Consider the following 12984-nt stretch of genomic DNA (forward strand, 5'->3'; position numbering starts at 1 on the left):
CAAATATGTATTTGTTAACGAGTTTTATGCGCCTATTGCCGATTATTATTGGCGTTAGCGGCGCTTTTTCTGTACTATTCGGCGCTTGGCTGGCCCATGCAGGAGATCACTTGTCTGCAGCCGAAACTGCGCGTGTTACAAGCGCACATTTATATCAATTTTTACATACTATTGTTCTACTCGTATTGTATTTGGGCTATCAATGCCAACAAAAACTTGTCGTAGCGTTAAGTGCATTGCTTTTAACGATAGGCATCATACTGTTTAGTGGAAGCTTGTATGTAAAAACATTTTCTTCCTATAGTGAGATAAGTGTCTTAGCGCCATGGGGCGGGATTTGCTTAGCGCTAGGTTGGTTTGTTTTATTATTTTTAGGTAAACGTAAATGACGTGTATTGTTTTATATTGTCGCCCGGGCTTTGAAAAAGAATGTGGTGCTGAAATTCAAGAAAAAGCAGCTTGGAATGAGGCTTTTGGCTATATAGAAATTTTAAAGAAGCAAGGGATAGTGCTTTATCATTTATACAATGCTGAAGATGGCGAGAAGTTGATTGAGAAATTACCGCTCAAACGCTTGATATTTGCTCGTCAATGGTTCTTGTCGTTAACAGACCGTATAGAGTTGCCAAGTACAAATCGTGTAGAAGCTATTGTTGAAGCATTAGGAACGGAATGGCAATACGTAGACCTGCGCATGGAAACAGCAGATACGAATGATGGAAAAGCACTTTCAAAGTTCTGTCGCAAGCTTGCTGTGCCATTGAGACAAGCATTAAGAAAAAATAAAATTATGACTGAGCAAGGGGATAATGACGGTGCTAATTTGCATGCATTATTTCTTTCAGGCCAAGAAGTTATCCTTGGGTATTCTTTAGGACATAATAGCTCACCGCACCACATGGGAATCCCTCGATTGAAATTTCCAAACCAAGCTCCAAGCCGTTCTACATTAAAACTTGATGAAGCATTTTTGTATTTTATCCCGAAAAAACAATGGGAAAGCCGTTTATGCTCTGGGCTCAAAGCGGTTGATTTAGGTGCGGCACCAGGCGGCTGGACTTATCAATTAGTACGACGTGGAATGATGGTTTCCGCGGTGGATAATGGTCCAATGGCGGAGTCGTTAATGGATACTGGTCAAGTTAAGCATTATATGGCCGATGGATTTAAATTTGTTCCGAGTAAATTAAATGTATATTGGCTAGTTTGCGACATGATCGAAAGTCCAAAGCGTGTTGCGAAGTTGATGGTTAAGTGGTTACTACACGGCTATTGTAAAGAAGCTATGTTTAACCTTAAATTACCGCCTAAGGGCCGCTATCAGGAAGTTGTTCAAGATATGCAACTAATAAAGGATGCCTTTAGTGACGCGGGTGTGCAGTATGAGCTATATGCAAAGCACTTGTATTATGATCGTGAAGAAGTCACGGTGCACGCAAGGCTATTAAGCCCTGCGCCATTAGCTAAAACTTAGTTTTAATACCCCATAAAAAAAACGGCTTATTGCCGTTTTTTTATTAATAAAATTAACCAATCGATTTACATGTAATTTGATTGCGTCCATTCGTTTTACTTTGATATAGCATTTCATCGGCTATTTTTGTCAGCTCGTTCAATGGTTTGTCAAACTGTTGGTTAACGTGACATAAGCCAATACTTATGGTGATTTGGAATAAATTACCATCATTGTTGAATATATTGCTTTCAATTGATTTTCTAAACGTTTCAAAACGGCGCGAAATCTTATCTTCTTCGCCATTGATAAAGACAATGTACTCTTCACCACCAAAACGCGCGATGATGTCGGTTTCTCTTTTAAAATGTTCGCGTAGCTGCTCGGCAAGAAAAATAATACACTTATCGCCTGTTAAGTGGCCGTGAACATCATTTACTTTCTTGAAGTGATCGATATCAAGCATGGCAACAGTACAAGGCAATTTTTCACGAGCCGACAACTGGTAGCTGTTTTTAGCAAGCTCCTCAAAGCTATTTCGATTGAGTAATCCTGTTAAGCCGTCAGATCGAGCTTTTAACTCTAACTCGAAATTTAAATGCTGTAACTGTTGTGTTTTTTCTTTAACTTCTTCCGCTAAGTGCTCTTGGTAATCTCGCTGAAGCGTATATGCTTGATTGAGCTTAGTAGAAAGAAATTCAAACTCAGCAGGGCTATCGGCAGGCAACTCAACGTTAAGATTAGGCTCTTTTTGGCTAAACTGTTCGATTAACTCCACTAAAGGGTTTGTCAATCGTTTTGAGACTATTCTAGCGAGAAATAGAAACAATAGAATAATGACAAATAGACTTAACAATACAACGTAAAAGTTACTTGTTATCAGGGAGGTTATAACATCGGATGATTGGAAGACATAAACCTTCCATCGACTATCATTGTCATTATGTTTGAAGAGATATTTTTTGCCTTGAATTACTATCTCAAATGGTTTTGCATTAGGCGCGCGCTCTACATTTATTGCTTCATTAAAACTTTCTAACATCCCTTCTTCAGGAAAGGATTGATAAATTGTCTTGCCGCTAGCATCTAAAATAAGAATAAACTCTTGGTTTTGCTCGCCTAAAATATCTTTTTCAAAATCGGCAAATTTTGGCAGATTTAATGAGCCTTCAGCGATCCCGGTAAATTGATTGTTGACAATAATAGGACTGCTAATCGCGATAATCATGTCTGAGCCAAATCCACGACCTTGAAAAACCTCTGATATATAGAGTTTTAATGTGTTTTTTGCTTCATTAAAATATGCTCTGTCAGTGACAAAGCGTTCTGACTCTGGCAACAATACATAGTTTTTATAGAAGCTTTGAGGTGCACCATGAACTACTTTGGCATTGTGATTTGCAATTAACATCGTGATAAAGCCAGGGTAGAGCGATTGGTAGTTTTCCAAAACTGACTGGCGCTCTTCAGTACTCAACGAATGAGCCAAAGTTTTGGCTAATGCGTCGACTGCTACTTGGTGTCGAACGACATACTGATCGATTAGTGTTTCAAGCTCATTTGCATGGTTGGATAACTTGGTCACTGTTGTCCCTTCAAAATGCATAACCGACTTTTGAGTAAGTGACAGGGCAATGATTAAACTGGGTAAGGTAATCGTGACCACAGATAAGCGAAAGACAAACATTGAAAGTGGTGGACGTGCGCGATGCTTACCACTGGATTTTCGCCATTGAGGTACAAAGTAATTTAACGCGACAGCAATGGTTGAGTACATTACACCATTTAATAACTGCTTACTTAATATCATGGCGTTAAATTCAGCTGGCACGTCAGCGAATAACAATATTGTGTAAGTTAACGGTAAGCCAATGACTAACCAATAGAGAATATCGGCATTTAAGAGCCACATGCGCCTTGTTAAAAGAATCGCGACAACAAAAAACTCTAAGTTTAGTGTTAAGAAAAAGAACTTATTACCTGTGAGATACCATAATGTGCCATTTGTAATCGCTGCGGCAATGACGGCGCTAGGAAAACCACGAGCAAGAAGACATAAGAAAACAAATGCTTGCCCTAAATGAAGTGTTAATTGTCCGTAGAGTTCGAATTTTAGATATACGTTAGTGAGGCACCCTAGAATGCCAAATAGGATTCCATAAAAATAAACTTTTGGATCTTTCAACGAGTTGATGGCTTTGTCTACGATTAACATTTACATATCAGTTGGTTACCTTATATATGTATAATATGTTTTTTTGAAAAAGAAAAATAGCTCGAATTTTTTTTATAAAAAAAGCCGGCATAGCCGGCTTTTTGAACAGATAAGACTGAATAATTATAATCGTTCGATTACTGCGTCTGTAAAGTCTGTAGTGCCGTGTTCGCCACCTAAGTCGCGAGTTGTTCGGTCACCTGATTCAATGACATCTTTAACAGCATTGCGAATCGCATCCGCTTTATCTGCCATACCTAAATATTCAAGCATTTGAATCGCAGCTAATATAACTGATGTAGGGTTTGCTAAGTTTTTACCAGCGATATCAGGCGCACTACCGTGAACTGCTTCAAAAATTGCACAGTCTTTACCAATGTTTGCGCCAGGTGCCATACCTAAACCACCAACTAAACCTGCACATAAATCAGATAAAATATCACCGAATAGGTTAGTTGTTACGATAACGTCAAATTGCTCAGGGTTCATTACTAACTGCATACAACAGTTATCAACGATCATCTCGCTAGATTCGATGTCAGGGTAACGCTCACCAACTTCACGCGCTACTTTTAAGAAAAGTCCTGATGTTGACTTTAAGATATTTGCTTTGTGAACAGCCGTAACTTTTTTACGACCTTCTTTGCGTGCTGTTTCGTATGCGAATTCGACAATGCGTTCAGCGCCTTCACGAGTAATTAAGCTCATCGCTTCAGCTTGAGCGCCATCTTCAGTCACTGTCTGGCCTAAACCAGAGTACATTCCTTGCGTGTTCTCACGAATGGTGATGATGTCGATATTTTCGTATCGTGCTTTTGTGCCTTTAAACGAAAGTACCGGTCGAACATTTGCATATAGTTGGAATTGCTTGCGAAGTGTTACGTTAATTGATGTAAAACCTTCTCCAACAGGAGTTGTTAAAGGACCTTTCAAGGTGATTTTGTTCTTTTCAATTAATTTCAGAGTTTCTTCAGGAACAAGTTCACCATGTTTTTCAAGTGCAGTTAAACCTGCATCAGCAAATTCATACTCAAAATCACAACCTGCTTTATCAAGAACTTTTAGAGTTGCATCAATAATACTTGGACCGATGCCGTCACCTGGGATGACTGTGATAGTTTGTTTAGCCATTGTTTTACCTTTATTTGCTGTTACGCAATTATGCTAGAAGAACGTGTAATGGTGTGTTATTTATCAATTGAAACAATGTGTTAGCCATCTTGGTGTTACACTAAAGATGAGCACGTAAAATACTTTTTTACTCGTTTCATTGGTCTAACCACTACATTTGCGGTGCTTTATATCATGCATAAGCACTGTAAGCTAGTGTGAAATTTTTCATGCTAACTTACAGGTGTTTGTTATTTACAGGTAAAGTATAGAGGCTTAAAAGCAATTGACTAATTTTTTCACGTGATGTTGGTGATAGCCAAATGTCAGTCGACTGATGGGTAGGAGTTGTGCGCGTTATAGTTTCTCAAACATTTCATAGGCACTCTTACCTATGCCAGTGAGAACACCGTCTTTAAATAGTAACGCAGTGCATTCTTCAATTGTTGTTATGCCATCTGATTTAACATGATGCGTGCGGTAAAACATGACCTGGTAGTTACCTGAATCTCGCTTTTTAGCTTCAGTAATATCAGGGCTTCCTAAATCTGTTAACGCTTGGTCAAATGAAAATTGTTCAAGTTGCAATTTGCCGATGTACTGACGATTGAATTCTTCTCGGTCTTCCCATTTCATATTGGTTGGGTTGTCATCATAAAATGCAACGACAAGAGCAACAAAGATACCGTATGAAATTAACGCTAAGGCGATTAGTGAGACGACTTTTTTATTCATTATTACAGGAAAATTTAATTAAAACTAAAGTTCTAGGATAGCGGCTGATAATGACAATGAAAAGCTTTTTTAATGGTTATTCGACAGGCTGTTGTGACAAACGGATATCTTTGAGGTTAAAACCTAATGGTATGTCTTGTTTTAAGGTTAGTAGCTGGCGGCTTAGATGCATTTGTGATTGATTTTCATCAAGTTTCTTTCTTACAGCAGGTTTAATATGTTCTGCATTTTTTATCGCTGCGAGCGAACCATGTTCATCTAACAGTTGTGCAGCAGTAACTTGTCCTATGCCTGCTACACCAGGAATTTTATTGGTTGTATCGCCTGTTAGCGTCCATAAATCGAGTAGTTTATCTGGACCAACAGAGAATTTCTGTTTGACATAATCAGCGTCTAAATATCGTCGATTAAAGTAATCGTACACTTGGATATTGTCATTAAGCAAAGTTAAAAACGCTTTATCTGTTGAAACAATAGTGACACGTTGATTACGCAATGCGACCTTTATCGACAGTGTTGCAATGACGTCGTCTGCTTCATCTTCGTCTGGAATCAACGAATCAACTCCAAGGTCAAGAAAGACATCTTGGATGTCATTCATCTTGTTAGCTAAATGCTCGGGCATCTTGGCTCTACCCTTTTTATAGTCAGGGTAGAGTGCATATCGAAAACATGGCGCTTCGCTGTCAAAAACGGCCAATGCATGGGTTGGTTCAAGTTGGGAGATGATATTCTGTAGCGCTTGAGCGCAAGCTTGCACAGTATTGTGCAAAACTTGCTGTTGAGTGTTTTCTGCTAATTCTCCATTAAACAAGAACGGTCGTTCCTGTACTGCATAAATTCTTCGAATTAGGTTTAAAGCATCAATTAAGACAACATGCGCTGACACTCATTATTCTCCTACAATTTTGTAGCACGGTGTATAGACTGTACCCGGTAGCTTCATACGTGATTGTTCTACAAAGGACTGTAACAGCTTGTCGACCCGATGCATAATTTCTTTTTGTCCTGAAATGTTAAAAGGCCCATGTTCTCGGATTGCCTTGATCCCTTCGGCTTTAACATTACCAGCAACAATCCCAGAAAAAACACGGCGTAGGTTCGCTGCTAATGCTTGTGTTGGTAGACTGTGATCAATGACCAAATCAGACATGTTTTTATGCGTTGGTTCGAATGGGTATTGAAATTCATCGTCTATGTGAAGCGACCAATTAAAGTGAAAGCCGTCACCGGTTTTACTTCTATATTGCATGACTTCTTCAAGCCCTTTATTGAGCGATTGGGCTACAGCTTTTGGATCATCAACGATTATTTGATACAAGGATTGGGCTTCTTGTCCTAAAGTTGCACCAATAAATGCATCTATTTCTTCAAAGTAGGCTTTACTTTCTGCCGGACCTGTCAGGATTATTGGCAGTCGTTGAGCAGCATTTTGCGGATGCAGCAAAATACCTAGAATATAAAGTAACTCTTCCGCTGTACCAGCACCTCCAGGAAAGATAATGATGCCATGTGATAGTCGAACAAAGCCTTCTAAGCGTTTTTCAATATCAGGCATGATGACCAACTCATTCACTATAGGGTTAGGTGGTTCAGCCGCGATAATACTCGGTTCTGTTAGACCGATATATCGACCGCTATTTAATCGCTGTTTAGCATGACCAATATTGGCACCCTTCATAGGGCCTTTCATCGCACCGGGTCCACACCCAGTACAAATATTGAATTTTCTCAACCCTAACTCATAGCCTACCATCTTGGTGTATTTGTATTCGTTGAGATTAATAGAATGACCGCCCCAGCAAGTAATCAAATTGGCATCTGTATCTGGTTTGATCGCTTTTGCATTGCGTAGAATGTCAAAAACGATGTGCGTGTTTTTATCGCTTGGTGAAATTTTAGGAAGTGATACATTAACGTAGCGGAAATTTGTGTAGAGAATATCGCGCAACACCGCGCTTAAATGTTCTTTAATACCCTTGATTATTTTACCGTCAACGAATGCGTCCTCTGGTGGATTGTGCAATGCTATTTTGATTCCACGCTCTCTTCTAATTACGTCGATTGCGAAATCTTGGTACTTGTCGAAAATCTCTTCGGCGTTATCGGTATTGCTTCCCGCATTTAAAACGGCCAATGAGCAATTTTTATATAGCTCATATAAACTAGCGTCAGTTTGTTTTTGTAACAACTGAATCTCTAGGTGGGACAGTAGGCGCATACTGCCTACTGGGTTGACTTGAACATGCATAAACTACTCCTTATTCGACAATCTAGACGATGAGAGTTTTACGGTGCTTTACTCGTCGTAGATTACTTTATTTTTTCCTGTTGTTTTGGCTTGGTACATGGCTTTATCTGCTCGTTCAAAGCTGATAAAAACATTGTCTTCCGGTTTGACATGGGTTGCACCAACAGAAACGGTAATACTGACTTTTTTGTTTCTGAATTTGAAAGGTAAACGTGCTATTTTTGTGCGGACAACATCTAGCTCACTCAAGAGTTTATTTTTGTCTACATTTTTGTAAATTAATACAAACTCTTCACCACCATAGCGTGCCGCGAAAACACCTTTGGATATACTTGCTTGTAAAGTTTTTGCAATGACTTGCAGCGTTTTGTCGCCGGCTGTATGACCAAAGGTATCATTAATATTCTTAAAGTTATCAAGATCCATGACGACTATCGCAGTTTGGTCGCCTGTTTTGTTGCTATTGGCAATTGCTTTTGCCATCGCATCATCAAAAGCAGCACGGTTACCTAATTTAGTTAGTGGATCCGTGAAGTTTTTCTGAATTTGTTTCTGCAATTTACGTTCGAATGTTTTACTCTCAGCGTCCAGCTTTTTAACTTTTGCTTCCATCGCTTTGAGCTTTTTTTCTAATCGCTGATGGCTGTCTTGTTCAACATCGACTTTTTTCTCAATAATGTTAGCGATAGATAACAGTTTATTACTTATCTCATCTTTAACTTGATTGAGTGTTTCTGACACATCGACTGATTTCGATATTTCATCAAGTTTATTGTTCAGCGCAGTGTTTAATTCATGATGCTTTTGCAAGTTCACATCATTTTCCACTAACGTTGAGCTAACAGCTTTTTGAACGGTTGTTAATGTCGTACTCAAAGAGGAGAGGAATGTCTTTGCTGTGTCTCGTTCCTCTTTAAGATCAGAGGCAATTAATGAAAATGCATTAACAATAGAGTTGATGATTTCATCGGTATTGTCACTGTTATTTATTTGCTCTTTTAATTGACTTAATTGTTGCTGGTAACGCGCTGATAGCGACAACTTGTTGATCGACTCAATGACTTTTTCAAGTAACTCTTGATCTATTGTTGCTGGTTGTTGGCTCGATGGTTTGTTTGCATTTAATAAACCATGAGTTGGCATTGCCTCTTTTGCCGTCAATGCTTGGGTATAAAGTTCAAGTAACTCACTCAAGACAGGCATGTATTGAATCAAGGTGTCTTTGCCATCACCCGTTTCATTAATTAATTCACGCAATTGGCGGCGCGTTTGCGGCGGCAAGCCTTTAGATTTTTGTAGCGCGGTGCTTGCTTCACTAAATTTCTCTTGAACTAACCGAATATTAATTTCGTTTTTTGTCGATTGCTGCTTTAACAACACCGAAATAGTGTTAATGTGCTCTTCAATAACCTCTATTGGTTCAGATTCTTTGATGAGAGATCGAAAGTTAGCTAGCTTATTGTCTAGCTCAAGATCCATGCCCTTACAAACACGAGATAATTTATCAATAAATTGTAGAAATAAAGAGGACTGAGACTTCAGATCTTCTTCAAGTGCTGCGCGCGAGCTAATTGCACTGTCTAATCTTTCTTGAAGTCTTTTTAGTTGTCCAGCTTCAACTGCTTCTGAATTCATAAAGAGAGATGTTCCTTTACCTGAAGATAATTGTACTTTTTATAAATAATGAATCACGCACGTGTTTTCTGCTCGTCCTAGCACATTAAGACGACGTTACGCGAATTGCAATATCCTTTATAGCCATAGTATACGCCAAATTTCGTATTTGTTGGGTAAAAAATGCTAAATAAATAAAACAGTTAAATAATATTAACGAGACCCGTAAATTCCACGACGTTTTGGTTTATTATACCAAAACCAAACAATTACGATGTATAGTATATGACCCGATTATTACAATTTCCTTCCCAAGCATTCAAAAAGCAAATATCAGCGCTCACCGTTGCGATGAGTTTAGGGTTTTCAAGCGCCTCTCAAGCTGATGTTTTGGTGGACATCAATATTGATAAACCTGAACATCATTTATCTCGCATTACATTGACTTTTGAGCCAACAACTAATGACGAAATGGTTTTAAAACTCCCTGTTTGGCGAACCGGCCGTTACGAGATTCTTAATATTGCTAACGGGGTGAGGGATTTTACTGCGACTAATGCGCAAGGCGAACCTTTAACCTGGCACAAAACGGCAAAAGATACGTGGGTTATTGAGAGCGCTAGCAAAGGCGTTACGGTGAGTTATCAGCTGTATGCTAATCAATTAGGTAAACGCACACGACATATAGACGATAGCCATGCGTTTTTAGATGCATCTGCCGTTGTCATGTATTCAGAGGAGTCAAGGACAGACAGGCATATTATCAATATGCAGGTACCTAAGGGCTGGAAAAGCATATCAGGTTTAGCATTTGGCGAACATGAACAGCAATTCATTGCACCAAACTATGACGTATTTGTCGACTCACCAATTGAAACGGGAATTCTTAAACACCACGAGTTCAAGGTAGATGGCCGAGATTATGAATTGGCAATTTGGGGGGAGGGGAATTATGTTGAAAAAGATATGGTTCGAGACCTAAAAAAACTCGTGAAAACCGGTAATGTAATTTGGCCTGACTACCCGTACGAAAGATACGTATTTATGGTACATGCGACAAGCGGTGTTCGTGGTGCTACAGAGCATTTAAACTCAACTATTATCCAGCGCAATCGCTACTCATTTAACAAACGGGAAGATTATTTAAGTTTCTTGTCTACCGCTTCACATGAATTTGTTCATACGTGGAATGTAAAGCAGTACCGTCCTGAAGGTCTAGTACCCTATGACTATCAACATGAAAACTATTCAAATTTACTGTGGTTATCTGAAGGTTCTACAAGTTATTTTCAAAATCAATTGTTAGTACGAGCTGATATCATGACAGCGCAGGAGTTTCTGACAGATCTTGCTAAGCGTGTAAATGGTTATTTGAGAAAGCCTGGCAGGGATAGTCAAAGTATTGCTCACGCCAGTTTTGACAAGTGGATAGATCAAGGTGGTGATTACGGTAAAAACCATAGCGTAAACATATACTCTGAAGGGTACTTGACGTCTTGGCTGTTAGATTTTGCGCTAATTGAAGATACCGGTATGAAAAAGAGTTATCGAGACGTGCACAGCGCGCTTTACCAAGATTTTCGCTTACCGAAAAGCTTTAATGATCAAGATGTCCTTAATATATTGGAAAATATCACAGGCGAATCTTATGCGTCTTGGTGGCAACAGAATGTAGAAGGAACACCAGAACCAGATTTTGACAAACTGTTAAAGAAGGCTGGCCTGAAAATTACCTACGGCAATGACAAACGCAGTAACGCTTGGACAGGTATTGCCACAAAGGCAGTACAAAGTGGATTGAAAATTACAGCGGTCGAAAAGAATAGCCCTGCTTGGCAGGCTGGTTTCACGCTTGATGATATTATAATAGCAATTGATGGTTTACGAATGGCAGATACATCATTGACTAAACGCTTAAAAAACTTTCAACCAGAGCAAGAAGTTGAAATAAGTTTCTTTAGACGCGATCAACTGATGCACAAAACGATTAAACTTGGTGCTTTACCTAATGGTATATTGAAAATTGTACCGGTGAGTAAACCATCAAAACGTCAAAAGAAATTCTTTAAAACGTGGACAGGGATCGCATTACCTAAAGCCTAAGGTTAATGTTACCTTGCGTCATTATTGACGCAAGGTTCTACCATTGGGCGCTGATTCGTTTTGTGAGCTTCTAAATGGATTGATGTCTAAGCCACCTCTGCGCGTATATCTAGCATAAACACTTAACGTGTCGAAACTGCCGAATTTTTGTAAATCACAATAAATTCGCTCAACACATTGCTCGTGAAATTCATTATGCTGACGAAATGAGATTAAGTAAGCCAGTAACGCTTGTTGATTAATTTTTTTGCCTTGATAGCTAATGTATACACTTGCCCAATCTGGTTGGTTGGTGATTAAACAGTTTGATTTCAGCAAATGACTCACTAAAACTTCTTCTACCTGTTCAGTCTCGCCTGCGTGCACGTTATTCAAGATAGAATCATCAAACTGGTAATCGTCGACTGAAATATCGTGTTCGTCGATTGATGTCGCTTCTATATGGTTAATTTCTAAAGCAGGGCAGTCGTCTACTGCGAATAGTTTAACTGTCACTGGCGCTTTAGCGGTATTCGATAAATCACTGGTTAAACGCTCAAGAACATCTTCACGCGATTTAAATCGACTTTGGTTGAAGCTATTGAGATATAGTTTAAATGATTTAGATTCGACAATATTTTCACTTGTCGCAGGCACTCTGAATTCGGCAACTGCAACGATGGGTTTGCCTTTATCATTTAACCAAGATAACTCGTAACCATACCAAACATCTTCTCCGTGAAAAGGTAGGTTTTGATTTGTTAAGTTTAATTGCTCACGGTTTAAACTTCTTGGTACACCTTGCAGTAAATTTGAGTTATATTCACTGGCATAATCGGTTGTTTTCCCAAGTGTTAGACCCTCAAGCGCCTTGGCGTTTTGGTAATTGGTCATCACAATCTTCATATCTATTAACTGAATCAAATATTTTAAAGGATCTTTAATGTCGATGAAATCACCTAATTCGTTATTTGAGCCAATCATGGGGTTTGCTAATGACTTTATTACGTTATGTGAGCAGGTTTATGGTCACAAACCTTACATAGAAAAAGATGATGAATGGCCGTCGCCATGCATTTGTGGTGAAAGAGATAGTGAAAATGATTATTGGCAACCTGCTCCAATTAAGGATTCACTGACCTTTGCTAATGTAGAAGAAGCACTTGGCGTAAAGTTACATCCGAGCGTTGTTGAATATTTTACAAGTATTTATTCTGAACCTGTGCCAGCCAAAACTGAAGACGGGTTACTTGAGTTATTGTTTGCTTGGAATATCGATGATTTTGATCGTTTGCAACGAAATATTATTGGGCATGTATTGATGAAGCAAAAATTAAAACAGCCTGTAACTATCTTTTTTGCTGTAACTGATGTTGACGATATTATCTTATCTGTTGATAACGAATCAGGTGAAGTATGGGCTGAAAAAGTGGGGAAAAAGCCACACAAAAAAATTGCTTCTAGTATGGCGGAGTTTCTTGAAAATATAGAAAACTATGTAGCTGAGCCTCAATAGGCTCAGTA

11 protein-coding genes are annotated in these 12984 nt (G+C 38.9%); 4 read left to right on the plus strand and 7 right to left on the minus strand.

All coding sequences use genetic code 11. The features are described from left to right. The first annotated feature begins 5 nt into the window (after nt 1-5). Both QQK05_RS15255 and rlmM read left to right on the plus strand, forming a co-directional pair. Nucleotides 6-389 carry a DUF423 domain-containing protein gene (locus QQK05_RS15255; protein ID WP_284300141.1) on the plus strand — a complete coding sequence of 128 codons (384 nt, stop codon included), beginning with the start codon at nt 6-8 and terminating at the stop codon, nt 387-389. Next, nucleotides 386-1474 (plus strand): 23S rRNA (cytidine(2498)-2'-O)-methyltransferase RlmM, encoded by a 1089-nt coding sequence (rlmM, locus tag QQK05_RS15260; RefSeq protein WP_284300143.1) that lies wholly within the window; start codon nt 386-388, stop codon nt 1472-1474. Before QQK05_RS15255 ends, rlmM begins: the two co-directional genes overlap by 4 nt. A 52-nt stretch (nt 1475-1526) precedes the next feature. On the opposite strand, the gene QQK05_RS15265 is transcribed toward rlmM, so the two are convergent. The 6 genes from QQK05_RS15265 to QQK05_RS15290 form a co-directional block, all read right to left on the minus strand. Then, on the minus strand, nt 1527-3668 hold the full coding sequence (locus QQK05_RS15265) for a sensor domain-containing diguanylate cyclase (protein ID WP_284300146.1): 2142 nt from the start codon (nt 3666-3668) through the stop codon (nt 1527-1529). 123 nt (nt 3669-3791) lie between these two features. Beyond that, complete coding sequence (locus QQK05_RS15270; protein WP_284300148.1) at nt 3792-4799, minus strand: isocitrate dehydrogenase; 1008 nt, start codon at nt 4797-4799, stop codon at nt 3792-3794. A gap of 336 nt (nt 4800-5135) precedes the next feature. Next, the gene (locus QQK05_RS15275; protein ID WP_284300150.1) at nt 5136-5513 is read right to left on the minus strand and encodes a DUF3192 domain-containing protein; all 378 of its coding nucleotides are present in this window, start codon (nt 5511-5513) and stop codon (nt 5136-5138) included. Nucleotides 5514-5589: 76 nt separating this feature from the next. Then, nucleotides 5590-6402 carry a flap endonuclease Xni gene (gene xni / locus QQK05_RS15280; protein WP_284300152.1) on the minus strand — a complete coding sequence of 271 codons (813 nt, stop codon included), beginning with the start codon at nt 6400-6402 and terminating at the stop codon, nt 5590-5592. 3 nt (nt 6403-6405) lie between these two features. Then, nucleotides 6406-7764, minus strand: a complete 1359-nt coding sequence (gene ppnN, locus QQK05_RS15285) for a nucleotide 5'-monophosphate nucleosidase PpnN (protein WP_284300154.1) — start codon at nt 7762-7764, stop codon at nt 6406-6408. Nucleotides 7765-7812: 48 nt separating this feature from the next. After that, nucleotides 7813-9399, minus strand: a complete 1587-nt coding sequence (locus QQK05_RS15290) for a GGDEF domain-containing protein (protein WP_284300156.1) — start codon at nt 9397-9399, stop codon at nt 7813-7815. 330 nt (nt 9400-9729) lie between these two features. On the opposite strand from QQK05_RS15290, the gene QQK05_RS15295 reads away from it, so the two are divergent. Then, nucleotides 9730-11481 (plus strand): M61 family metallopeptidase, encoded by a 1752-nt coding sequence (locus QQK05_RS15295; protein ID WP_284300320.1) that lies wholly within the window; start codon nt 9730-9732, stop codon nt 11479-11481. 21 nt (nt 11482-11502) lie between these two features. Here QQK05_RS15295 and queF read toward each other — a convergent pair whose 3' ends face one another. Further along, nucleotides 11503-12354 (minus strand): NADPH-dependent 7-cyano-7-deazaguanine reductase QueF, encoded by an 852-nt coding sequence (gene queF / locus QQK05_RS15300; protein ID WP_284300321.1) that lies wholly within the window; start codon nt 12352-12354, stop codon nt 11503-11505. A 55-nt stretch (nt 12355-12409) separates the two neighbouring features. On the opposite strand from queF, the gene syd reads away from it, so the two are divergent. Next, nucleotides 12410-12976: a SecY-interacting protein gene (syd, locus tag QQK05_RS15305; RefSeq protein ID WP_284300158.1), complete on the plus strand. Its 567-nt coding sequence runs from the start codon at nt 12410-12412 to the stop codon at nt 12974-12976. Nucleotides 12977-12984 lie beyond the last annotated feature (8 nt).

It is taken from the genome of Thalassotalea loyana (genome assembly GCF_030161435.1).
Taxonomy (GTDB): Bacteria; Pseudomonadota; Gammaproteobacteria; order Enterobacterales; family Alteromonadaceae; genus Thalassotalea_G; species Thalassotalea_G loyana.